The sequence below is a fragment of the Gracilibacillus sp. YIM 98692 genome, from assembly GCF_010993965.1.
GTDB lineage: Bacteria > Bacillota > Bacilli > Bacillales > Amphibacillaceae > Gracilibacillus.
In genome coordinates this window covers 43,974-66,707 of record NZ_WIXM01000002.1, presented here as the reverse complement: position 1 = coordinate 66,707, position 22,734 = coordinate 43,974, and the positions used below count along the sequence as shown (strand labels likewise).

Genomic DNA, 22,734 nt, shown 5'->3' with positions numbered 1-22,734 from the left:
TAATGAATGTTATAGGCAATTCCCTTTCACTTACAGTCATTACCTCTTGATAATTATCCTTTTAAACCGCTTGTACTAATACCTTCCACCACATAACGTTGGAAAATAAAGAACACTATAAATACAGGAATCAATGAAACAATGGACATGGCAAACATGGCCCCCCAATTCGAGACTGTTTCATTACTTAGAAACATGTTTAATGCCATAGAAACCGTATACTTCGATGGACTATTCAAATACAAAACTGGTCCTAAAAGATTATCCCATGTCCAGTAAAAAGTAAAAATTGAAGTAGTCGCTAAAGCAGGGACTATTAATGGCAAAATAATTCTAGAATATACCCCAAAAGTATTACAACCGTCTATAATAGCAGCTTCGTCTAACTCCCTAGGTATCGTGCGAATAAATTGGACAAGTAAAAAAATAAAAAATGGATGGCCAAAGTAGGCTGGAACTACTAACGGCTTTAAAGAGTTTAACCAATCTAATTGAGCAAAAATGATATATTGGGGAATCATAACTACCTCATACGGAAGCATTAGAGTCATAATCATAATCGCAAACCAAAACCGTCTGCCAACAAATTGCAATCTTGCAAAGCCAAACGCAATTAATGAACAGGAAATTAAATGACCAATTAAAACTAAAATAACGAAAACAGCTGTATTTTTAATAAAAACTCCAAACCCATAATCTCCAAAACCTTCCCAACCTTGAGCATAATTACTTATAATAAATGGATTTGGTATCAGGGAATCTGCCGTAATAAAAATTTGTTCACTAACTTTAAATGAGCTCATGAGCAGCCAAAATACTGGGTACAATAAAAGAATAGCAAATCCGCCAACGATGATATGATAACTGAGTTTTTTGAAATATTTTGCTTTCACTTTTATCTGCCCCCTTCCGACTCATAATGAACCCAATATTTTGATGATAAAAATATTAATGAGGTTAAAATGGCAATAATGATTAACATAACCCATGCCATGGCTGACGCATAACCCATGTGAAAAAATTCAAACCCTTGTTTGAACAAGTATAATGAATACAATAATGTTCCATCTAATGGACCACCAGTACCCTTTGAAATAATAAACGCTGGCACAAATGTCATAAAAGCAGCTATTGTTTGCATAATAGCATTAAATAGTATAACTGGGCTAAGCATTGGAATCGTGATCGTAAAAAACTTTTGAAAAAAGCTAGCTCCATCCACACTAGCTGCCTCGTAATAGCTTTGAGGAATAGACTTGAGACCAGCCAAAAAGATCAGCATAGAAGAACCAAATTGCCAAACAGATAAAAAGATTAGCATCCACAATGCTGCACCAGGGTCACCAAACCACCTTACCGGATCTATCCCCATTGACATCAAAGCAAGATTAACAATTCCTTCATCCCCAAAAATATTTCTCCACATAATAGCAACTGCAACACTTCCTCCAATTAAACTAGGTAAATAATAAAGTGTGCGATATAATCCAACTGCCCGAGAGGCAGTATTTAATAACATAGCAACGATTAATGCAAATCCTAAACGTAATGGTACACCTACAAATACATAGACAAAGGTTATTTTTAAAGAATGAATATACCGCGGATCTTCTGTAAACATTTTTCTGAAATTGTCTAACCCTATCCATTGCGGTGCATTAAACAAATTATATGATGTAAAAGAGAAATATAACGAAGCAAAAATAGGAATAATAGTAAATGAGAGAAATCCTATAATAAAAGGACCTATGAAAAAATATCCCCACAAATTTTGTTTCATGTGTGATTGCATACATGGAAGCTCCTTTCGACAAATTAACAAGGATTAAAGCATGATAGCTGATCAAAAGACCAGCTATCATGAATGAATTATTAATTACTTAAAATACTTTCTGCTTGTGTTCTAAAGTGTTGTGCAGCATCTTCAGGTGTTATTTCTCCATAGGATAGTTGTTCAGCTAAGTTATCCAATGTTGAAATGATTTCCCCTGCACCAGAAGGGTCAGCAGGTCCCATAGGAGTACTGTTTTCTTCTACCCATGCAATGTATTCAAACACTTCAGCTTGTGAGGAAGAAACTTCATCCAATAATGCTTCTTTTACTTCAGACGAAACAGGAACTCCTCGATCTCCTAAAATTAATTTATTTGCTTCGATATCATTAACAAAGAAATCAATAAACTTAGCAGCTTCCTCTTTCGCTTCTGAATTTTCAGAAACAGAGAAAAACATACTAGGTTTTAAAAATAACCCATCCGTTACATTTGGACCAGGCATTGGTGCCATCTTAAACTTTTCACCTGATATGTCTTCTAATCCAACAAATTGGTTAGACCATTGAAAAATGCCTACCCCATCCCCTTTTACAACTGGATCATCCTCTGGGCCAGCTAATTGGGCTAAGTAGTCTGGTGTCGGTGTCGCACCACTTTCCACTTGTTCTTGTAACATACTAAAGAATTCGACAAATAATTGATCATCTTCATAGCCTAACCCATTACCATTCTCATCATATAAGCGCTTTCCTTTTGTACGTAAATAATAGTTGAAAAAAACGTCTGCTTGGAAACCATTATCAAAATAAACTCCTTGATCGATTGCTTGTTGAGAAATTTCTTGATAATCTTCCCATGTCCAATCTTCTGGAATTTCCCCTACTCCAATTTCGTCTAACACGTCTGGGTTATAGTGAAATCCTAATGCATTAACCCCTAGGTTAAAACCATAAATTCCGTCATTTACCTTTCCACCACTCACCACATCATCCGAAATATTCGTAACATCGATTTCATTTCCAATGTAAGGATTCAAATCCGCTAATTGATTATTTTCAGCGTATTGAGATAAATAAGATAGGTCCATCGCGATAATGTCTGGCAATTCATTAGCTGCAGCTTGCGGAGCTAATTTTTGCCAATAATCATCCCAACTCGCATATTCAGGTTCGATAACGACACCTGGATTTTGTTCTTCGTACATTTCAATAACTTCTAATGTATAGTCATGACGCGGTTGCGATCCCCACCAAGCAATACGTAAAGTTACATCTCCTTCCGCTGCCTCGTTTTCATCTGATGTATCCTCATTTGTATTATCTGCTTCCTCCTGATTACCATCTTCATTTGTTGCTTCATTACCATTACATGCTACTAACAGTAGAGATACAAACAAAGTAAAAAATAATAATAACAGCTTTCTCATCTTAGTTCCTCCCCTTTTTAAATTCTGTAAGCGATTTCAGATACATGATATCAAATTTTCACATGAACCAATTATAGAAAAAACAGTGATAAATGTTTAAAAAGAAGAGGTCTTTAATCTAAAGATTTTAAAATTTCCGAAGGGGTTACGCCTTTTATTCTTTTAAACAGTTGACTAAAGTATTGAGGATTCGTACCAAACCCTAATTTTTCTGCTAATTCAAACACTTTGATATCAGGATCTTTTTCAATCATTTCTACTGCACAATTCATTCTAGCATTAGTTACATAACTAGAGAATCGTTGTCCCACTTCTTTTTTAAATGTTTTCCCCAAATAATCTGCATTCATAAATAAATGCTCATTTGCTAACCATTGCAGGGACAAATTGGGGTTATCTAATTCATCATGTATATAATCAATAATTTGTTGTATAACTTTTGAATATTTTTGTGTTCTTCTTCGATTATGCGCCATAGCTCTCTGAGATATCTGCTTCAAAATATCTTCTTTTTCAGAAAAAAGCAGATTTCCTGCTTCATCTTTTATGTTCTGCAAAAAGTGGATGGCCTTTTCTTCATTTTCCTTCTCTTTAATAACATCCGTTAGAGCTTCTGAAATCTGTTGTTCATTACAAGGTTTTAACAAATAATGCTTTACTCCATATCTCATTGCTTTTCTGGCGTATTCAAACTCATTATACCCCGATATAAATATCCATTTAATATCAGGATATAACTCTGTACATTTTGCAACCAACCCTAGTCCATCAAGTCCTGGCATTGTTATATCGGTTATAACTATATCCGGTTGATATTTTTCCATAAAATTCAATGCATCTAAACCATTTTTTTCTTTGCCAATTAGCTGGACTCCAAGTGTTTTCCAATCAATAATCATCGCAATACCATCTAATATCATTCTTTCATCATCAACTAATAGCACTTTATACATATGGCTTTAGCTCCTCTCCTGGTAATGTAATAGAAATTGTCGTACCAGTTTTGATTGAACTTTTAATATCTAATCCATATTGATCCCCGAATAATAATTTAATCCTATCATTAATATTTTTTAATCCGATCCCATTTCCTTTTGGCTGCGTAGTTCCTTTATCCACTTTTTCTAAAAAATCTGTATCCATTCCTGGCCCATTATCTCTAATGTATAACATAAGACAGTTGTTCTTTTCTTTAGCTACCAGCAAAATCGTACATGAGTCCACCATTTCTTGTAACGCATATCGGATTGAGTTTTCAACTATTGGTTGAATAATAAATTTAGGAACTTTTCTCTCTAATAATTCTGGAGCAATATCTTTTTGAAATATTAGTCTATCTTCAAATCGATATTGTTGAATGGTGATATAATGATCTACTATCGCTACTTCTTTTTGTAGGGAAATAAGCATATCTTTCATATTAATAGATGAACGTAATACAAACCCTAATGATTCAGCCATTTGAGAAATCTTTTTTTCACCTGCAACTTTTGCAGACCAATTAATAGATTCCAACGTGTTATACAAAAAATGTGGATTAAGTTGTGCTTGTAACGTTTTATACTCTGATTCCCGAATCAACAATTGCTTTTTATAGTTCTCATCTATTAAATGATGTATTTGGCTCATCATTTTTTGGAAATTTGCATGCATTTGACCTGCTTCATCTTTTGTAAAAGTCGAATTATCATCCATATTTTTTTCTTGCCAATCTCCTGATTGTACTTTTTTCATTTTTTGATTTAAACTTTCTATGGGGTTTACGATCATACCGGTAAAACGAAAGCCTAAGAAAATCATGATAAGAAATAAAATAGAATAGGTGATGAAAACAGCTGTTTTCGCCTGAGTGATGACTGTAAATAAATTGTCATACGGTGTTAATATCATGTAGGTCCAATTTAAGTGATCGGCTTTTGAATAGGTTAAAAAATACCGTTCTCCATTGTGTTTCACCATTTGATACCCTTGTTCTTTTGGTATTTTTCCGATTATATTCAAGAAGGAAGCTTTGTTTTCACTGGAAAAAATCTTCTCACCTTTGTCATCATAAATCAAAAATTTCGTTTGTTGATCATCTAAGTTATTTGTTAAATCATTTACAATCTCTTCTATATTAACTCGAATCCCTACCATCCCTAAACGTTCTAATGAAAAATTCATATATTCACGAATCGTTCGAGCGACAATAATACTTGGATCATTTTTACCAGGTGATACCCAACTTGCACCTCCACTCATTTCTATTGCCTCTCTCTTAATTTTTTGAAGTCGTTTTGAATGGATATTAATGGGCACATTGCCACTTGCATACTCACTATCATTTGTATCGTAAACTTGGAAAGAAAGAATATATTTATTCAGAGCGCCAATTTGCAGAAGTCGCTTTCGTAAGTCCGTACCGATTATGTATTGTTGATAGCTGGAGTCTGTTTCATGAAGGTTTAATAGAAAGGACTGAACATATCTATCTGTAGCAACTTGATAGGATAATCGTTCCATTTTTTTTAATTCTGCTTCAACGGAATTAGACGAAACCTGCAATGCTTGAGCAGATTGCCGGTATATTTCTTGGTTGTACAAATGAAAGGCATACTGAAGAACGAATAACCCACCAATACTAAAGGCCAATAAGACAAGTGTAGTTAGTATCACCATTTTATATTTTAGCCTTAAATTGAGAAATAGTTTTTTAATCTGATAGATCATGGTTATACCTCTATTCCTAAAAGAAATGTTGTTATCGCTTACAACTTTTGGCAACCTTATTATATGGACTAATAGAATAAACGTCAATATTCTGATACAGTCAACCTAAAGAAAACTTGTCGATTGACGAGCCTTTGGGTGAAGTCAGAGACGTAGTTGCACTTATCTATATTCCTAAAATTGTCCACTACGTCGAGATTGCTTCCTTGCTGACAATTTTTACATTCCTATACGGTGAACAAAAACTTGGCTTCTCCAAGTCTTAATGGCGAAAGCCTTAGTTTTACTTATACTATCAACCATAATACTTTCTCCCTTAATATAAAAAGCATTTACTACTATTTACTTTGTTTTTCTGATAGTACAAAAAAGCCGACTCCCTCATAGGGAATCGGCTCTCACCTTACTCTACATCATACCCTTGCTCTTCGATCGCTTCACTCATATTTGCTGTGGATACTTTGTTTTCATCATACTATACATGAAGGTTCCCTTTTGCAAAATACCTATCGGTCGAACAAGCTATTTAATCATCTCATAGTGTGTCTTTTTAACAGATATAAGTAGCTCCAACAATAATTAATAGTATAAATAAAACGACGATTAACACAAAATCTCCTCTATGTCCCATTATTTATCACTCCTTTTCAGGTTTTCAATGTTAATATATGTACGTTTTACCTAATTTGATAGGGCATATGCGGATATTCATTTTTATTTCTTTCGATAATGACTAAGCGTGATCAATGGCCAAATATAATTATAACTATGATAATAAATATAAAAACCCGGTAAAGCTGCTCCGGTTGGATAGGTATAAGTCCAATCTTGTCTCTTAATATGTTTACTTATATATTGAATCCCTTTATTGATCGCATTATTTGTAGAACTCTAGACGGATACCCAGACTGCCTATCGGCTGGTGATTCCAGCGCCATCTTTTAATCGCTCTTAGTGCTGCAGTTGTGTCATCCACATCGGAATTCATGGTATATATATCAGAAAATCCCATCCTCCAGGTAAAGTATGAGAATTCCGACTAGTCCATTCCCCATATGTACGTGTTGTCTTTGAAATATATATTGATTAGATTTTTTTGAATTTAATTCTTGTAATCGCTTACAATATCCTTTATAATAAAAATAAGTTAAAAATTACGTTAGAAGGTGTTAACAATTATGAAATTTTACGAAAAGTTACCTAATGACCTACTAGTTGATTTTTATACAGAAATTAATAAAAAAATTAAAAAAGGTGAAAACACAAAGTCAATGTACTATGAATTAGGGTTAGTCATTTCTGTTATGAATAGAAGAGGTATTCGTTTAGTTAAACCCTCTAGTTGCTCTCAAAAAGTTGTAGTCAAGCGAAAATCGGTTAGTGCATAATACATAATAACATATACGAGTAAAGATGAAAGGCACTTTATTGTTAGGGAGTTTGGACGTGAACATGTCTTAAACTGTATAGGATTTTTTCCATTGGATCTATAATAACCAGTGTGGGATTTTTCCTCCACTGCTTTTTTTTGCCATAAATGTTTCACCAGATTTTTGGTTAAATTATTGATTTTTGCAAATGGAAACTTTATGAAACTCAATCAAGGTATTATCTTCCGTTATCCCCCACTTAAATTTCTTTGCTTTGCTTGATCTTTTGAAGTGGGGGTTTTACGGACAGTTATTCACCGTGATAAACAATACTCCAAAATCGTTTATTTTTATTGAAACAGGTAAAAGTAAGAATAAATGTATAATGGAGGGTTGTTTTTATGGAAATACCATGGATTACATTTATTATGATAGTACTCGCTAACTATCGACTCACACATTTATTTGTTTTTGATAAAATAACTGAATTCATTCGCAATCCATTTTTAACAAGGAAAAAAATATCTGAAAACGAAACTAAAAAGGTTCCTAAATCATCAATAGGTTATCTTTTAACTTGCTATTGGTGTACAGGAATTTGGTGTGCATTATTTTTAGGAGGAATGTATCTGTGGATTCCTACCATTGCACAATACCTTATCTTTATTCTTGCCATTGCTGGCGGACAAGCGATATTAGAATCATTTGTAGGTGTAAATTTAAAAAGAACTGCCCTATATTCTGAAGAAACGAAAGAATTGAAATAACCAAAAGTTTGCTTAAAGGATTTTTCTTTTAAATCCTGTCATATCCATTGGCAAAAGCAATTGCTTCAGGTTATATGGAATAAAGCTAAACTTGTTAATTAACGAGCCCTTGACGAAGTTGCCCTTATCCATCTTCCTAATCGGTATCTACGTCGAATTCACTTCATCTGCAACACGATATAAATACTAATAGGGAAATAAAAAATAGAGTTGTCCCAAGTCAGTTTTACTACTGATAGGACAACCCTTTTTCCTTTAGTGACTATATTCTTTCTTTAACAGTTGACTCTTCTATCTCAAAACCTAAATCTTCTACCATCTGATGGTCAGAAGTACTGGCTTGTCCTGCAGTTGTTAAATAGTCACCTACAAAAATAGAGTTAGCCGGATATAAAGCAAGTGGCTGTAACGTTCTTAAATTAACCTCTCTACCACCAGAAACTCGAATTTCCTTTGTAGGATTAATAAAACGAAATAAACATAGCACTTTCAAACAATAGACTGGATTTAATTCATCAGCCCCCTCTAGTAACGTTCCATCAATAGCATGCAAAAAATTAACAGGAATGGAGTCAGCATCGAGCTCTTTTAGAGCTCGAGCCATTTGAATGACATCAGTCTTTGTCTCTTTCATCCCAACAATTACACCCGAACAAGGCGAAATATCTGCTTTTTTTGCATGATCAACCGTATTTACTCTATCTTGGTAAGTATGACTCGTTGTTATGTAATCATGATGGTTTTCAGATGTATTAATATTATGATTATATCTGTCCACACCAGCTTCTTTTAATTGCTTTGCTTGTTCAGGCTTTAGCAAACCTAAGCAAGCACATATTTTCATATTATATTTTGCTTTTATTTCTTGAACAGCAGATGTTACCGTATCTAGCTCTCTTGATGTGGGACCACGTCCACTTGCTACGATACAATATGTTCCTGATTTTAATTGATGTGCTCTTTCTGCTCCAGCAATAATCGAATCTTTATCCATCATTTTATATTTTGATATAGGAGCTTTTGAATCTCTCGATTGTGCACAATAACCACAGTTTTCCGAACAATACCCTGACTTTGTATTGATAATCATATTTAGTTTAACCTTATTGCCATAATAATGCTTGCGTACTTGATAAGCAGCACCTAATAGTGATAACAAGTCATCGTTTGGGCAGTTAAGAACAGATAATGCTTGATCTTCTGTTATTTCAACACCGCTCAAGGATTGGTCTGCTAATAGATTCCAACCGGTCATGCTATTCCTCCTCATGCTACATTTTGTTGATTTCGAAAATTACTTTTAGATAGCACGCTTTTATCAACACGAAATGCTAAGATACCTGCTACTACCGCTAGTACAACATCTTTCGGCAATGGAAAGACCATCCAATACCAAGCTAAAGAATAAGTAAATCCAGATGGCGCATCTACCCAAAAAATATAAGCAGCATACATCCAATGGGTTCCAAAAATATAGTTAATAGCAGTACCTACAATAGCAGCGATAATATATCGAGATAAATGACGCTTATTTTCCACGATTTTTCCTGCAACAAATGCAACAATTATAAAGGAAACAATAAATCCAAAAGTCGGCGCTAATAAAACAGCTGCTCCACCTTTAAACTGAGCGAATACCGGTGCACCAACAAGGCCTAATATCATATATGTAAACATAGAGAAGGCTCCTAAACGGCTGCCAAGCAAAAGTCCTGCCAACACAGCGAAGAATGTTTGAAGTGTGATCGGTACTCCTCCGATTACTAAAAAAGGTACTATAGATGTAATATTTGCCCCAATAGCCATTAATGCGACAAACATACTCCCCATTGTTAAATCTAATGCACCAAATTTTCCGTTTTTCATTCCTTTTCCCTCCTTTGCATAGATATAGAATAATAAAGGAATTAATTTTTGTCAACCAAATATATTTTATGGTTAACCAAAAATTCATTAAAAAGCCACGGAGAATTTTCTCCGTGGCTTTCATCTATTTATTGATTTGTTTTTTCGCGCACAAATTTTTCTACATCTTCTGCTGTATCCATGTTTAGCAATTGCTCTTTGTAAGAAACAAGCTCTTTTTTGGATAAATCTTTAATTTGTGTACGAGCTGGTAAAATGGATGTCGCACTCATACTAAATTCATCTAATCCTAAACCTAAAAGAATCGGAATAGCAATCGAGTCTCCAGCCATTTCACCACACATACCAGCCCACTTACCTTCTGCATGAGCAGCCTCAATGACATTATTCACTAAGTTTAGGATAGCAGGGTGGTATGGTTGATATAAGTAGCTTACACGTTCGTTCATCCGGTCAGCCGCTAATGTATATTGGATTAAATCATTCGTTCCGATACTAAAGAAATCGACTTCTTTCGCAAATTGACGAGCAATAACCGCAGTTGACGGAATTTCCACCATAATACCAACTTCGATAGAATCAGATACTTCAACACCATCTTTAGTTAACTTCTCTTTTTCCTCTAATAAAATGGCTTTTGCTTGGCGGAATTCATCCAATGTCGCAATCATTGGGAACATAATTTTTAAGTTGCCATAGCCGCTTGCACGTAATAAAGCACGAAGCTGCGTACGGAAAATATCATCACGCTCTAAGCATAATCGAATGGCACGGTAACCTAAGAATGGATTCATTTCATCAGGTAAATCTAAATAAGGAAGCTCCTTATCTCCGCCAATATCCAGTGTACGAACTACAACAGGTTTTTCTCCCATTTGTTCTAATACCGCTTTATAAGCATCGAACTGTTCGTCCTCTGTTGGCAACTCATTTTTACCCATATACAAGAATTCTGTACGATAAAGTCCAACACCTTCACCACCATTATTCAATACACCTTCTACATCATCAGGTGTACCAATATTGGCAACTAATTCTACATGTTGACCATCACTAGATACAGTTGGCTCATCTTTTAATTTAGCCCATTCTTGCTTTTGCTTTTCGAAATCTGCTTGCTTTTGTTCGTAAACTTTGATTTGATCGTCTGTTGGATTGATAATGACATCACCGTCAATACCGTCAACGATTAATAAATCATTATCGTTAACTATTTCCGTCACTTCTTTTGTCCCAACAACTGCAGGAATTTCAAGTGACCTCGCCATAATAGCAGAGTGGGATGTACGACCACCAATATTTGTGGTGAACCCTTGTACGAATTCTTTATTTAATTGAGCTGTATCAGAAGGTGTTAAGTCTTCTGCTACAACCACTACTTCTTCATCTATTAACGCAGGGTTCGGGAATGAAACATTTAATAAGTGAGCCATTACACGCTTTGTCACATCTTTTATATCAGCCGCACGCTCGCGCATATATTCATTATCCATGCTTTCAAACATTTGAATAAACATTTTAGCTGTCTCATCTAATGCAACTTCTGCATTCACTTGTTCTGTTTCAATTTTATCTTTAATGGGATTAATTAATTCAGGGTCATCAAGCACTAATAAATGTGCAGAAAAAATTTCAGCATGTTCATCACCAAGTGATACCTTAGCATGTTCTTTAATTTTTTCTAACTCTTTTTTAGAAACTTCTAATGCTTCTGTTAAGCGATCAATTTCATTTTGTGTATCTTCTACTTTCTTTTTTTCAAAAGAAAGGTCCGGAATTGCAAGCTTGTACGCTTTTGCAATTGCAATTCCATTTGATGCTGCAATACCGTTGAGATTACTCATGAAATTACTACTCTCCTAGCCCTTCTGATTTGATTACTTCTACTACTGCGTCAAGTGCTTCTTGTTCATCAGATCCGTCAGCTACAATTTTAATCTCTGCACCTTGCGGGATTCCAAGAGACATAACACCCATAATGGATTTTAAGTTAATTGACTTTCCGTTATATTCTAAATTCATATCAGATGCAAAGCTACCTGCTTTGTTCACAAGTACTGTTGCTGGACGAGCGTGAACTCCTGTTTCATCTGTAATTGTTACTGTTTTTTCTACTGCCATAATAAAAAAACCTCCTAAGTATTATTTATATTAAGTAAATGCTACTTCTTAATTTTACTCTTTTTCATGGTTCATTTTCAAGAACCCTTGTGAAAAAGATTTGAAAATTTTCATTATAATCCATGAAGCAGGCAACCACATTATAGTGATTTTTCGTCAAAATAACAAGTATTTTGACCTAAGATCCATGAAATAATTTCATCAAAAATTTCATATTTTGATTTTTCATTTAATAGCTCATGTCGAAGTGATGGCAGTAAACGTAATTCTACGGAAGCCATCCCATTTTTTTTGTAGAAATCAACTGCTTTTTGCACTCCTTTTCCATAATGACCTACAGGGTCTTCTTTGCCACTAATAAATAATAAAGGGAAGTCACGCGGAATACTTTTGGCTACCTTTTTAGATTGGATTTTTTCCATTCCACTATACAAATCATAAAAAAATTGATTCGTTGGAACAAATCCGCAATATTCATCTTCCATGTACTTTTTTATTTCGTTTTTATCCGAGTTCAACCAGTCAAAAGGGGTGTTGCCAAGGAACCTCTTATTATACCCAAAGAAGGTTAATTTGTTCATGAAGTCTCCTTTTGACCTATTCCCTTTTTGTTTGTTCATTATATTAGCTAATTGTTTCCCTGCTTTTAACAGAAAAGAAGGTTGGCTGCCTGTACCTAATAGAATGGCACCAGCAATGTTACTTGTATCTAAAGTGATATACCTTCTTACAAGAAAGGAGCCCATGCTATGCCCGATAAGATAAACAGGAAGATCTGGATACTCTTCCTTTATATGACCTGTCACTTTCACCAGATCATGTGTCACTTTTTCAAAACCCTCTTTCTCTGCAAAAAAACCAAATTCTTTTGTTTTATCTGCGGTTTTCCCATGCCCTCTATGATCATTTCCATAAACTATAAAACCCTTCTCCATTAAATATTGTGCAAACTCTTGATATCTGCCAATATGTTCAGTCATTCCATGTGCTATCTGGATAACGGCTTTCGCTGGTTGAAAAGAGTTCCACCGTCGTACATATATCGATATATCTGGTTCTACATCTAACCAAAATGAATAACTAGACATCCCGCGCCTCCTCCGAAATTTCAAGAAATAGAAATATTGCTTAATATTGCTTGCTATCGTTATCATATTTATGCTACATTGATAATATCCATTTGTACGTCTAGGGGGTGTCTGCAACATGTTAGCCGTTGCAATGACTTTATTAATTATTGATGCAATTGTTCTCATCGTTTTCGTATTATTACAATCTGGTAAAAGTGCTGGGTTGTCAGGCGCTATTTCCGGTGGTGCAGAACAACTATTTGGTAAGCAAAAAGCAAGAGGTATTGATGCATTTTTGCATCGTGGTACTATTGTAACAGGTGTGTTACTGTTTGTACTAACTTTTGCCATCGCATATTTGTTATAATCAGAAAGAATAGGAGAACATAACATTAATGCTTGAACATCCTTTGCGACAATGCAAAGGATGTTCTTTATTTCAGAGACATACAACAAAGGAGATGTAACAGAATGAAAGTAAAACAACCTGAACCATTTATGTTTGAAGGAGACGAACGCGCGGTATTATTACTACATGGATTCACTGGTCACTCTGCTGATGTTCGTATGCTCGGCCGATATTTAAACAGCAAAGGGTATACTTGTTATGCTCCAATTTACCGAGGACATGGCAAATCTCCAGAAGAATTAGTTCAAGCAACAGCAAGTGATTGGCGGGAAGATGTTGAAGCTGCTTATCATAGACTGCAAGCTAAAGGTTATCAAAAAATTGCAGTTGCAGGTTTATCACTAGGAGGTGTACTAGGTTTAAAACTAGCAGCAAATAATCCACTAGAAGCGGTTGTGACGATGTGTTCGCCAATGTTTTTTGATAATGAAAAACAGCTTACCATTGGATTTGAGCAATTTGCAACAGAATATAAACAATTAGAAAAGAAAGATGAGGATACAATTAAACAAGAAGTGAATGCTCTCATAGGTGACTCACAAGATCTATTTCAAGAGATCGCCAAAACGATTAAGGAAGTGAAACAAAATGTAGATATGATTTATACCCCTACACTTGTCATTCAGTCTGTAGATGACGAAATGATCAATCCAGATAGTGCTAAATACATACATGAGCATGTTGAAGCAGATGAAAAAGCATTGAAGTGGTATGACGATTCTGGACATGCGATAACATTTGGTCCAGAAAAAGATAAATTACATAAAGATATTGAGCAATTTTTCGCATCACTTGACTGGTAATTAGGCATACTATACGAAGCGAATTCTGTAAAAAGAGGTGACGACATGGAAGAGCAAGGATTAGAACAACGTATATTAGATTTTTTTCACGAAAATGCGACAAAGCCATTGTCTGTACATGAAATCGAAGAAGTAATGGAATTAGACGATGCTGACCAGTTTACAGAATTAATCAAATCATTAAATCAATTAGAAGAAACTGGTAAATTGATTCGAACAAGAAAAAACCGTTATGGCCTCCCAGAAAAAATGAATTTAATTCGAGGGACTCTTCAAATGCATGCTAAAGGATTTGCGTTTTTATTACCTGATGAAGAAGAACAAGATGATGTCTATATAAATCACGCAGACCTTAACTCCGCTATGAATGGAGACAAAGTATTTGTTCGAATTGACCGTCAAGATGAAGTTGGGAAAAGACCAGAGGGTGTAGTTGTTCGCATTATTGAAAGACAAGCTACACAAATTATTGGAACATATGAGGATAATGGTGCTTTTGGATTTGTTATTGCGGATGATAAACGTATCCCTAATGACATTTTCGTACCAAAAGGAGAGACAAAAGGAGCCGTTGATGGACATAAGGTAATCGTCGAGATTACCAAATATCCAGAAGGAAGAATGAGTGCAGAAGGTCAAATTCTTGAGATTCTTGGTCATAAAAATGATCCAGGTATGGATATTTTATCCATCATCTATAAAAATGGTATCGCGATTGATTTTCCTCAAGAGGTCTTAGATCAAGCAGAAAATATCCCAGATCAAATTGCTGAGAAAGATCTAGAAAACCGAAGAGACCTTCGTGATGACATAATTGTTACGATTGACGGTGCAGATGCCAAAGACTTGGATGACGCTGTGACAGTACAGAGGTTGGAGAATGGTAATTACAAACTTGGGGTATATATCGCGGATGTCACGCATTATGTCAAAGAAAATTCTCCCATAGACAAAGAAGCATTAGATCGGGGAACAAGCTGTTACTTAGTGGACCGTGTTATCCCAATGATTCCACACCGCTTATCAAATGGAATATGTTCTTTAAATCCACAAGTAGATAGACTAGTGCTAGGATGTGATATGGAAATATCGCAAAATGGAGAAGTCGTAAACCATGAAATTTTCCAAGCAGTGATTAATACAACAGAAAGAATGACATATAAAGCCGTTAACCAAATCTTAGTTGATGATGATCCAGAAGTAAAAGAAAGATATCAGACTCTCGTACCCATGTTTGAAGATATGAGAGATTTAGCGGAAGTTCTTCGGAAAAAAAGGTTTGGTCGCGGAGCGATTGATTTTGATTTTAAGGAAGCTCAAGTGTTAGTCGATCAAAATGGCGAGGCACAAGACGTCGTGATTCGAGAACGTTCTGTCGGTGAACGTTTAATAGAAGAATTCATGCTTTGTGCTAATGAAACGATAGCTGAACATTTTCATTGGATGGATGTTCCTTTTATCCATCGTATTCATGAAGATCCAGATCCTTCAAAACTGCAAAACTTTTTTGAATTTATTGCTCGCTTTGGATATGTTGTAAAAGGAACAGCAAATGAGATTCACCCTCAAGCACTGCAAAAGGTATTGGAGGAAGTAAAAGGTGCAGACGAAGAAATGATTATTTCCAAGCTGATGCTTCGTTCTATGCAGCAAGCCAAGTATGACCCTCAAAGTATTGGTCACTTTGGTTTAGCTACTGAATTTTATACACATTTCACTTCCCCAATCCGTCGATATCCAGATTTAATTGTGCATCGATTAATTCGTACTTATTTAATTGATGGACAGATGGATGAACAAACACAACAGCATTGGAAAGATAAGATGCCGGATATTGCTAAGCACGCCTCCATGAAAGAACGTGCTGCTGTTGATGCAGAACGCGAAGTGGATGACTTAAAGAAAGCAGAATACATGCAGGATAAAATTGGAGAAGAGTATGAAGGTGTGATTAGTTCTGTCACTAATTTTGGTTTATTTGTTGAGTTACCAAATACAGTCGAAGGACTTGTGCATGTCAGCTATTTAACCGATGACTATTATCATTATGATGAAAAAGCATACGCTATGATCGGGGAGCGTACCGGAAACGTATTTCAAGTTGGTGACCCGATCACCATATCTGTCGCACAAGTTAATTTAGAAGAACGAGCCGTAGACTTTGAAATCGTCGGAATGGCACCAAGAAAAAACAAACAGTCTAAACAAGAGACGAAAGTCATACACGCTAAGCGTCCGGAAAATAGTAACGGTCTGAAAAAAACGGCAAAGAAAGCTCAAAAAGCAAATGGGAAGAAAAAGAAAAAAAAGAAGAAGAAAAGATAAAACTTATCGAACATTCTGAATCATCACCTTTGTTTTAGAATATTTAGCAACTAAAATCTACGAAATCTCCAGTGAGGAGTTCAGGTTCGCCCGGCGGCATAGAAATACTGCAAAATATATGGCTCTTGTGCCCTCGGGCGGAAAGCAAGTATATTCTCAGTTGTATGTATAGTAATGGAATATTTAGTACAAATCTTTTTGTGTTTCGATGGCATGTTGATTGGTTTTTTGTTACAATCTTTTATACGTAGTTGTAGGAGGAACTGAAGATGGCAAAAAATCAAGGTAGAGTAATAGCGCAAAACAAAAAAGCACGTCATGACTTCTTTATTGAGGATACTTTTGAAGCAGGGATTGTCTTACAAGGAACAGAAATAAAGTCAATTCGTGCTGGAAGAGTTAATTTAAAGGATAGTTTTGCGACTATACGTCGCGGAGAAGCCTTTCTTAACAACATGCATATTTCCACTTATGAGCAAGGGAACCGATTCAATCATGACCCTACACGTGCAAGAAAACTTTTACTTCATCGTAAAGAAATCGATAAGCTCATTGGAGAAACACAACAAGCTGGTTATTCCTTAGTTCCTTTAAAGGTGTATATTAAAAATGGTTTTGCGAAGGTGCTTCTCGGAATAGGTAGAGGGAAAAAGAAATATGATAAACGTGAAGATATGAAGCGCAAGCAGGCCAAGCGAGATATGGATCGAGCTATTAAAGATAGTTTGAGGTAATATTTCCCTGCAAAGACATATTGATTTATGATTATCGTATGTTATAATACAATTATCGGCACAAAGTGACATTTGAAAACTTTATATAAGAGCTCATTGCTCTTGTCCATGCCCTATTTTACATGGGGACGTTTTGGATTCGACAGGGGTAGATCGAGCTCAGGTTGCGCGTCGAGGTTACGACTCGTAAAACGTTAACGCCAATAATAACTGGCAAAGAAAACAATTACTCTTTAGCAGCTGCGTAAGCACTGCTGAAGGATCCTTCCTACCATCGCCCATGTGGTAGATTGAAGGGTCTCACTTATTAGTGGGCTACGCTACCATCCTCCGTCTGTGGATCGGTAGAAGAGACTAATCAGACTAGCTGCTTGGACGCCAGTTGGTAGGCAGAAAAGTTAGCGAATCATGAATATACCAACTACACGTGTAGAAGCCTGAGTGGCGATATCCTTGGACGTGGGTTCGATTCCCACCGTCTCCACCAATACATAATATTGGTGGTTTTTTAATGTCCTTTTTAACTATACACCATTATTTATAATTTTTTGGGAGAAACAATCTTCAATAGCTTTTCATTCACCCACAACTTCTTTCATTATATCATTTTAAAAGTATAACAACCTGTTATGAATAAACCTTAACATTTGTAACAAAATCCCAGAATCCTCAACTTATCTATAAATAAAAGCCCCTAAGAAATTTCATTTTTAGAAAATTTCTGGCTCTATACTAAATGTGCGGTATGTCAACACTAAACTGAAGAATTTTCAAAAGATTCGCGTCTTTTATATTCAACTGGACTAAGAGTTTAAATAAAGATATAAATATATTGCCCAATAAAGATTTTATCGGGGCATCGTTGGAGCAACCAAAAAGTCTCATCTAGAAGATGCAGTAGCTGCTCTCTCTGTTACGTTAGCACCCTGAAGAAGTTACTTACCTGGTAGTGCCATATGTACCACACCCAGTAGTTGGTGCTATGTAATTGTTTAAGGATTACAATACAAATTCTACACCCTATATTCATCTTGTAAGTATTAGTTCCAATTTCCTTTTAGAGCTTGTAGCTTTTTGGTTAACTTTGTTAGTCACTTTATATTATCTGCTCTGTGTTTTGTTTTTCTAAGGGTTATCTTTTTTAAATGCTGTTTCTGACTCATGACCTTTCTTAACTTTTTCTATAATGCTTTAGCAAAAGATAAAACATGTGAAATCGCCACATTTTGTAATCAAGCTAGGCAGTTATCCTCTTTGTTTCACTCTAATTTACACTTCTTTTTGTATAGAAAGATCAATACTTCAAATAATAGCGGTGTACTTGAATGAAAAAATGATTAACAGGCTCAACAAGAAGTTAATCCGATACCAAAGTAGAGTATAATGCAGCAAATTTATGTCAAAACATTATTAATGGGGAAAGCTGACTACCTGTGTGAGCCTTTCATCTTTTATAAGGAGGAAACAATATGGGAATTTTATCAGGAGATCCTAAAAAAGAACCTTTACATTACGGTGAAATTTCAAGCATTTGGTCGTATCTATTAGCAGCAAAAGGAAACTATGCTGCCTATCAAACGTTTCTTAATCATTGTGGTGACAAAGACTTAAAAAAACATATAGAAGATGGTATTTCTTTAATTAAACAGGAAAGTGAACGCATTGAAGAAATACTGAAGGTTAATGGCATTGCATTACCACCCACTCCACCTGAACGTTCATATGCAACATTAGAAGACATTCCAGTCGGAGCACGATTTAATGATGCCGAGATAAGTGCAACAATTTCAACTCATATCGCTAAATCTTTGGTTGCATGTAGTACGATTATCGGTCAAAGCATTCGTGAAGATATTGCAATGCTTTTTGGACAATTTCACATGAATCAAGCACAAGCAGGGGCAAAAATGTTAAGATTAAACAAAGATAAAGGTTGGCTAATTTCACCACCATTACACACAGATATTCCAACTCAACATTAAAGCAATGTAAAAAGCATGGTCATTTTAACTAATGACCATGCTTTTTTAAAGTAACTGATTAACGACAAATATGCCAACTGAACAGTTTTTATTATAAAGATTATTTCTTCAATCATAGACAGTCAAACCCCCCCACTATGTCCCCTGACAGACATATGGAGGTCTTGCATCTATAATTTTATTCGATTAGACTTATGCATTAACCATAAAAAGTATGGTGCGCCGATGATTGCCACAATAATACCAGAAGGTATCTCTTTTGGTACGAGTAAAGTTCTGCTTAACACATCAGCAATCATTAGAAATACAGCGCCCAATAAGGCGGTAGTAACAAATAAATGTTTGTGTGCTGGACCAAGGAGCATACGAGCAACATGTGGAGCAATTAGTCCGACAAATCCAATCGTTCCTACTGCTGCAACACTAGCTGCAGCGACAATAGATCCTAATAAGGCTAGATAAAACCTTGTTTTTAGTACATGCAAGCCTAATCCCTTTGCTGTATCATCTCCTAATGATAGCGTGTGAATCCGATCACTAACGACATATACAATAGGAACTAAAATAAGCAATGGAACTAATAAATAATACATTAATTCTGTCCAACTTTTTGCATAGGTAGTACCTGACAACCAAGTTAAAGCAGATGCAACTGCCATATCAGACCTTACCACAATGATCTGAATAATCGCTGAACCAAAGGCTGAGACTCCAATACCTAATAGCGCTAATAATGTTGGTTGAAACTCGGCTCGGTATGCCAGAATCATGACAAATAAAAATGCTGTAATCGCACCTATAAATGCACCTAATGGTACCCATACGGCTGATATGGAGCCAATATATAGAAAAATTAATGCACCTACACCTGCACCTGATGTAATACCAATAACAGATGGATCTGCTAACGGATTTCGTAAAACACCTTGAAAAATATACCCGCTAATTGCTAGCAATAATCCGCTAATGGCTGCAACTAGTAACCTTGGCATTCGAAGATCTAATGCCATATTTTTAATGAAAGGATCGGTATTCCATACAATTGCATCAAACGTTTGCTTCAGTTGCACCCCTTGATTACCACTAGAAATTCCAATAAACATGGTTAATAGTGCAAGTATACTAATAACTGGAATCACCCATTTTTGAAAGCCAGTTTCTTTTATTTGGCCTGCCAGAATACCAGTATCTTTTCCATTATATTTTCTATTCTGTTTCTTCATAATAAGCCAAATCAGCCATGGTGCTCCAATAAATGCTGTAATGGCCCCAACAGGCAATTCAGAAAAACTAGAATCTAACACTCTAGCTAAAACATCTGCCCCTAATAAGACAATGCCCCCCCAGAGAAAGGAACCTAAAATGACGGTTACATGTTTTTGAAAGCCAAGCAATTTAATTAAATGTGGAGCAATAATACCAACAAACCCGATTGGTCCAACAACGCTTACTGTAACAGCTGTTAAAAACACAGCGATAATAATAGCCATGACGCGAAGCCTGCCAACTTTTTGTCCTAAACCTGTTGCTACTTCTTCTCCTAGTTGAAAGATATCAAGGGATTTAGAAAGAAGCAAGGATCCTATTAACCCTACGATAATAAAAGGCAAGACAAACTGAACACCATCCCAATTATTTTGAATCAAGGTACCAGAACCCCATAAAAACAATCCTGCTGTTTCATTCTCAAAAAATATTTGCAACAAAGAGGTAAAAGCGGAAAACATCATGGTAACAACCATTCCAGCTAAAACCATTTTAACAGGATTAGTATTTGAGACCCCTGCTAATACATAAACAATAACAGCTGTTAATACACCACCGGCAAAAGCAATAACAAGGCTGTTTACTCCGCTCATTGTTGTAAAAAAAACAGTCGCAAACACAACGGCAAAATAGGAGCCAGAATGTATTCCTAATGTACTGGCAGAAGCTAACGGGTTTTTCGTTATCGTTTGTAAAATTGCGCCAGACACCGCTAGAGCACCTCCAGCTAAAATGCCAACAACTGCTCTTGGTAATCGCAAATAGCGAACCGTATGATGTGCTAAATCATCCTTTGGTGCAAAAATGGCTTCTAAAATAACAGCTGGAGAGATTTGGACATTACCTTGGTTAATATGTATAAATAGTAATAAAAGCAAAAGGACGGTTCCGCCCCCAAAGGTCAGAACCGTTCCTAACATATGATTTTTCTGCAGGTTTTCCATATCATCACTTCTCTTGGACTAGAGCTTCTTTGATCTGGTTAGCAAATACCTCAGCTGAAAGCGGACCTCCAAATGTCCAAGTATCGCCTGGCAATTGATAAGTGCGATCCTCTTTTACAAATTCTAATTCTTCCCACGCTGGGTTTCCTGCTAACTGTTCTGTAAAAATATTATCATCTTCTTGTACAATATAAAAGAAATGTGCTTCTTGGGCTGTCTGTAGTGCTTCTACGTTTGTTTGGTCAAATCCGTATAGCTGGAATCCTTCTGATTCATAAGCATTTTCCAGACCCATTTTTGTCATGATTTCTGTAGCCATCGCATTATCTTTAAATAAACGGATAACAGGAGAGTTGTCTGAGCTGTATGCTTGAGATAAAGCGAACAGTTTATTTTCTATTCCTGCCTCTTCTATTTCTGTTTTAGCTGTTTCATACGTTTCTTCTATATCACTAAGGACTTGTTCTGCTTCGTCTTGTTTCTGTACAAGCTTAGCCATTTCATTGAAAGTAGAGACCATCTCTTCATACTGAGTCCCCTCACCTTCTTCTGGGTACGCATTATACACTAATGTTGGAGCAATATCTTTTAAGCTGTCTAAGATATCTTCATGGCGTGATTGTGCAGTTATAATAAGGTCAGGATCTAATGCATGAATCGCTTCTAAGCTTGGTTCTTGTCTAGTCCCAACATCTTCTACACTTTCATCTAACTCAGGTTCTATGTTCACCCATGAATGATAGCCTTCGATATCTGCCATCCCCACAGGTTGTACGCCAAGTGCTAATAAGTTTTCTGCATATACCCATTCTAGCACGACAATTTTTTCAGGTACTTCGTCAAAAGTTTGCTCTCCATAAACATCAGATACCGTTATGGATGTATCTTCTGTATTATTTTCCTCTTCTTCTGAGGAAGACGGTGCCTCTTCATTATCATTTTCTCCTTCCGTGTTTTCAGGCTCACTGTTACAAGCCATCAATAAAACACTAAGTAATAGACCTACTAAACTTAACCATAATATTTTTTTCATATTAAATTGTCCCCTTCCTTTTATGCATTATTTAATTGATAAGGATTCTCATTTTCAACATAATAAATCATACACGATACGCATCACCTTGTCAAGCAACTATCATGCAAAAAAAGCCAGTTTCTCTAGTAGAA

21 protein-coding genes, 1 other RNA gene and 1 pseudogene are annotated in these 22,734 nt (G+C 35.7%); 9 read left to right on the top strand and 14 right to left on the bottom strand.

Annotation, left to right across the window (positions count from 1 at the left end; translation table 11 throughout):
* Nucleotides 1-53: 53 nt before the first annotated feature.
* From GHD00_RS02450 to GHD00_RS02420, 7 genes are all read right to left on the bottom strand, one after another.
* Nucleotides 54-893, bottom strand: a complete 840-nt coding sequence (locus tag GHD00_RS02450) for a carbohydrate ABC transporter permease (protein ID WP_163536526.1) — start codon at nucleotides 891-893, stop codon at nucleotides 54-56.
* Nucleotides 894-895: 2 nt separating this feature from the next.
* Nucleotides 896-1,792 (bottom strand): carbohydrate ABC transporter permease, encoded by an 897-nt coding sequence (locus tag GHD00_RS02445; protein WP_163536525.1) that lies wholly within the window; start codon nucleotides 1,790-1,792, stop codon nucleotides 896-898.
* 80 nt (nucleotides 1,793-1,872) lie between these two features.
* Nucleotides 1,873-3,201 (bottom strand): ABC transporter substrate-binding protein, encoded by a 1,329-nt coding sequence (locus GHD00_RS02440; RefSeq protein WP_163536524.1) that lies wholly within the window; start codon nucleotides 3,199-3,201, stop codon nucleotides 1,873-1,875.
* Between the two features lie 113 nt (nucleotides 3,202-3,314).
* The gene (locus GHD00_RS02435) at nucleotides 3,315-4,154 is read right to left on the bottom strand and encodes a response regulator transcription factor (RefSeq protein WP_163536523.1); all 840 of its coding nucleotides are present in this window, start codon (nucleotides 4,152-4,154) and stop codon (nucleotides 3,315-3,317) included.
* Nucleotides 4,147-5,910, bottom strand: coding sequence for a sensor histidine kinase (locus GHD00_RS02430; protein WP_163536522.1), 1,764 nt, complete (start codon nucleotides 5,908-5,910; stop codon nucleotides 4,147-4,149). Before GHD00_RS02430 ends, GHD00_RS02435 begins: the two co-directional genes overlap by 8 nt.
* A 550-nt stretch (nucleotides 5,911-6,460) precedes the next feature.
* Nucleotides 6,461-6,541 (bottom strand): YjcZ family sporulation protein, encoded by an 81-nt coding sequence (locus GHD00_RS02425; RefSeq protein ID WP_163536906.1) that lies wholly within the window; start codon nucleotides 6,539-6,541, stop codon nucleotides 6,461-6,463.
* Nucleotides 6,542-6,624: 83 nt separating this feature from the next.
* Complete coding sequence (locus tag GHD00_RS02420; protein WP_163536905.1) at nucleotides 6,625-6,783, bottom strand: prenyltransferase/squalene oxidase repeat-containing protein; 159 nt, start codon at nucleotides 6,781-6,783, stop codon at nucleotides 6,625-6,627.
* Nucleotides 6,784-7,088: 305 nt separating this feature from the next.
* On the opposite strand from GHD00_RS02420, the gene GHD00_RS02415 reads away from it, so the two are divergent.
* Nucleotides 7,089-7,298 (top strand): hypothetical protein, encoded by a 210-nt coding sequence (locus tag GHD00_RS02415; RefSeq protein WP_163536521.1) that lies wholly within the window; start codon nucleotides 7,089-7,091, stop codon nucleotides 7,296-7,298.
* Nucleotides 7,299-7,681: 383 nt separating this feature from the next.
* Nucleotides 7,682-8,047, top strand: a complete 366-nt coding sequence (locus GHD00_RS02410) for a DUF1360 domain-containing protein (RefSeq protein ID WP_163536520.1) — start codon at nucleotides 7,682-7,684, stop codon at nucleotides 8,045-8,047.
* A 262-nt stretch (nucleotides 8,048-8,309) separates the two neighbouring features.
* On the opposite strand, the gene bioB is transcribed toward GHD00_RS02410, so the two are convergent.
* From bioB to GHD00_RS02385, 5 genes are all read right to left on the bottom strand, one after another.
* The gene (gene bioB / locus GHD00_RS02405) at nucleotides 8,310-9,302 is read right to left on the bottom strand and encodes a biotin synthase BioB (RefSeq protein ID WP_163536519.1); all 993 of its coding nucleotides are present in this window, start codon (nucleotides 9,300-9,302) and stop codon (nucleotides 8,310-8,312) included.
* Between the two features lie 11 nt (nucleotides 9,303-9,313).
* The gene (locus GHD00_RS02400) at nucleotides 9,314-9,913 is read right to left on the bottom strand and encodes a biotin transporter BioY (protein ID WP_163536518.1); all 600 of its coding nucleotides are present in this window, start codon (nucleotides 9,911-9,913) and stop codon (nucleotides 9,314-9,316) included.
* 128 nt (nucleotides 9,914-10,041) lie between these two features.
* A complete protein-coding gene (ptsP, locus tag GHD00_RS02395) occupies nucleotides 10,042-11,757 on the bottom strand; it encodes a phosphoenolpyruvate--protein phosphotransferase (protein WP_163536517.1) in 1,716 nt (571 codons plus the stop codon).
* 7 nt (nucleotides 11,758-11,764) lie between these two features.
* Nucleotides 11,765-12,034: a phosphocarrier protein HPr gene (locus GHD00_RS02390; RefSeq protein WP_018930942.1), complete on the bottom strand. Its 270-nt coding sequence runs from the start codon at nucleotides 12,032-12,034 to the stop codon at nucleotides 11,765-11,767.
* Nucleotides 12,035-12,174: 140 nt separating this feature from the next.
* The gene (locus tag GHD00_RS02385; RefSeq protein WP_163536516.1) at nucleotides 12,175-13,122 is read right to left on the bottom strand and encodes an alpha/beta hydrolase; all 948 of its coding nucleotides are present in this window, start codon (nucleotides 13,120-13,122) and stop codon (nucleotides 12,175-12,177) included.
* 118 nt (nucleotides 13,123-13,240) lie between these two features.
* Here GHD00_RS02385 and secG point away from each other — a divergent pair, with 118 nt between their 5' ends.
* The 7 genes and pseudogenes from secG to GHD00_RS02355 all read left to right on the top strand — a co-directional run bounded on the left by secG (nucleotide 13,241) and on the right by GHD00_RS02355 (nucleotide 19,357).
* A complete protein-coding gene (gene secG, locus GHD00_RS02380; protein ID WP_163536515.1) occupies nucleotides 13,241-13,471 on the top strand; it encodes a preprotein translocase subunit SecG in 231 nt (76 codons plus the stop codon).
* A 104-nt stretch (nucleotides 13,472-13,575) separates the two neighbouring features.
* Nucleotides 13,576-14,316, top strand: a complete 741-nt coding sequence (locus GHD00_RS02375) for an alpha/beta hydrolase (protein WP_163536514.1) — start codon at nucleotides 13,576-13,578, stop codon at nucleotides 14,314-14,316.
* A 45-nt stretch (nucleotides 14,317-14,361) separates the two neighbouring features.
* Nucleotides 14,362-16,641, top strand: coding sequence for a ribonuclease R (rnr, locus tag GHD00_RS02370; protein ID WP_163536513.1), 2,280 nt, complete (start codon nucleotides 14,362-14,364; stop codon nucleotides 16,639-16,641).
* Nucleotides 16,642-16,910: 269 nt separating this feature from the next.
* The gene (gene smpB, locus GHD00_RS02365) at nucleotides 16,911-17,375 is read left to right on the top strand and encodes an SsrA-binding protein SmpB (protein WP_163536512.1); all 465 of its coding nucleotides are present in this window, start codon (nucleotides 16,911-16,913) and stop codon (nucleotides 17,373-17,375) included.
* Between the two features lie 124 nt (nucleotides 17,376-17,499).
* Nucleotides 17,500-17,862: a transfer-messenger RNA gene (ssrA, locus tag GHD00_RS02360) on the top strand.
* A 371-nt stretch (nucleotides 17,863-18,233) separates the two neighbouring features.
* Nucleotides 18,234-18,363 (top strand): annotated as a pseudogene (locus GHD00_RS21000) (aldo/keto reductase); the annotation flags it as partial.
* 481 nt (nucleotides 18,364-18,844) lie between these two features.
* On the top strand, nucleotides 18,845-19,357 hold the full coding sequence (locus GHD00_RS02355) for a DUF3231 family protein (protein WP_163536511.1): 513 nt from the start codon (nucleotides 18,845-18,847) through the stop codon (nucleotides 19,355-19,357).
* A 170-nt stretch (nucleotides 19,358-19,527) separates the two neighbouring features.
* On the opposite strand, the gene GHD00_RS02350 is transcribed toward GHD00_RS02355, so the two are convergent.
* Together GHD00_RS02350 and GHD00_RS02345 are read right to left on the bottom strand one after the other, a co-directional pair.
* On the bottom strand, nucleotides 19,528-21,567 hold the full coding sequence (locus GHD00_RS02350) for an iron ABC transporter permease (RefSeq protein ID WP_163536510.1): 2,040 nt from the start codon (nucleotides 21,565-21,567) through the stop codon (nucleotides 19,528-19,530).
* A gap of 4 nt (nucleotides 21,568-21,571) precedes the next feature.
* Nucleotides 21,572-22,600, bottom strand: coding sequence for an ABC transporter substrate-binding protein (locus GHD00_RS02345; protein ID WP_163536509.1), 1,029 nt, complete (start codon nucleotides 22,598-22,600; stop codon nucleotides 21,572-21,574).
* Nucleotides 22,601-22,734 lie beyond the last annotated feature (134 nt).

What these genes read in the sequence shown, in the direction of transcription:
- GHD00_RS02445 (WP_163536525.1), bottom strand. Translation starts at nt 1,792, where the DNA reads ATGCAATCACACATGAAACAAAATTTGTGGGGATATTTTTTCATAGGT.
- GHD00_RS02440 (WP_163536524.1), bottom strand. Translation starts at nt 3,201, where the DNA reads ATGAGAAAGCTGTTATTATTATTTTTTACTTTGTTTGTATCTCTACTG.
- GHD00_RS02435 (WP_163536523.1), bottom strand. Translation starts at nt 4,154, where the DNA reads ATGTATAAAGTGCTATTAGTTGATGATGAAAGAATGATATTAGATGGT.
- GHD00_RS02430 (WP_163536522.1), bottom strand. Translation starts at nt 5,910, where the DNA reads ATGATCTATCAGATTAAAAAACTATTTCTCAATTTAAGGCTAAAATAT.
- GHD00_RS02425 (WP_163536906.1), bottom strand. Translation starts at nt 6,541, where the DNA reads ATGGGACATAGAGGAGATTTTGTGTTAATCGTCGTTTTATTTATACTA.
- GHD00_RS02415 (WP_163536521.1), top strand. Translation starts at nt 7,089, where the DNA reads ATGAAATTTTACGAAAAGTTACCTAATGACCTACTAGTTGATTTTTAT.
- GHD00_RS02410 (WP_163536520.1), top strand. Translation starts at nt 7,682, where the DNA reads ATGGAAATACCATGGATTACATTTATTATGATAGTACTCGCTAACTAT.
- bioB (WP_163536519.1), bottom strand. Translation starts at nt 9,302, where the DNA reads ATGACCGGTTGGAATCTATTAGCAGACCAATCCTTGAGCGGTGTTGAA.
- GHD00_RS02400 (WP_163536518.1), bottom strand. Translation starts at nt 9,913, where the DNA reads ATGAAAAACGGAAAATTTGGTGCATTAGATTTAACAATGGGGAGTATG.
- ptsP (WP_163536517.1), bottom strand. Translation starts at nt 11,757, where the DNA reads ATGAGTAATCTCAACGGTATTGCAGCATCAAATGGAATTGCAATTGCA.
- GHD00_RS02390 (WP_018930942.1), bottom strand. Translation starts at nt 12,034, where the DNA reads ATGGCAGTAGAAAAAACAGTAACAATTACAGATGAAACAGGAGTTCAC.
- GHD00_RS02385 (WP_163536516.1), bottom strand. Translation starts at nt 13,122, where the DNA reads ATGTCTAGTTATTCATTTTGGTTAGATGTAGAACCAGATATATCGATA.
- secG (WP_163536515.1), top strand. Translation starts at nt 13,241, where the DNA reads ATGTTAGCCGTTGCAATGACTTTATTAATTATTGATGCAATTGTTCTC.
- GHD00_RS02375 (WP_163536514.1), top strand. Translation starts at nt 13,576, where the DNA reads ATGAAAGTAAAACAACCTGAACCATTTATGTTTGAAGGAGACGAACGC.
- rnr (WP_163536513.1), top strand. Translation starts at nt 14,362, where the DNA reads ATGGAAGAGCAAGGATTAGAACAACGTATATTAGATTTTTTTCACGAA.
- smpB (WP_163536512.1), top strand. Translation starts at nt 16,911, where the DNA reads ATGGCAAAAAATCAAGGTAGAGTAATAGCGCAAAACAAAAAAGCACGT.
- GHD00_RS02355 (WP_163536511.1), top strand. Translation starts at nt 18,845, where the DNA reads ATGGGAATTTTATCAGGAGATCCTAAAAAAGAACCTTTACATTACGGT.
- GHD00_RS02350 (WP_163536510.1), bottom strand. Translation starts at nt 21,567, where the DNA reads ATGGAAAACCTGCAGAAAAATCATATGTTAGGAACGGTTCTGACCTTT.
- GHD00_RS02345 (WP_163536509.1), bottom strand. Translation starts at nt 22,600, where the DNA reads ATGAAAAAAATATTATGGTTAAGTTTAGTAGGTCTATTACTTAGTGTT.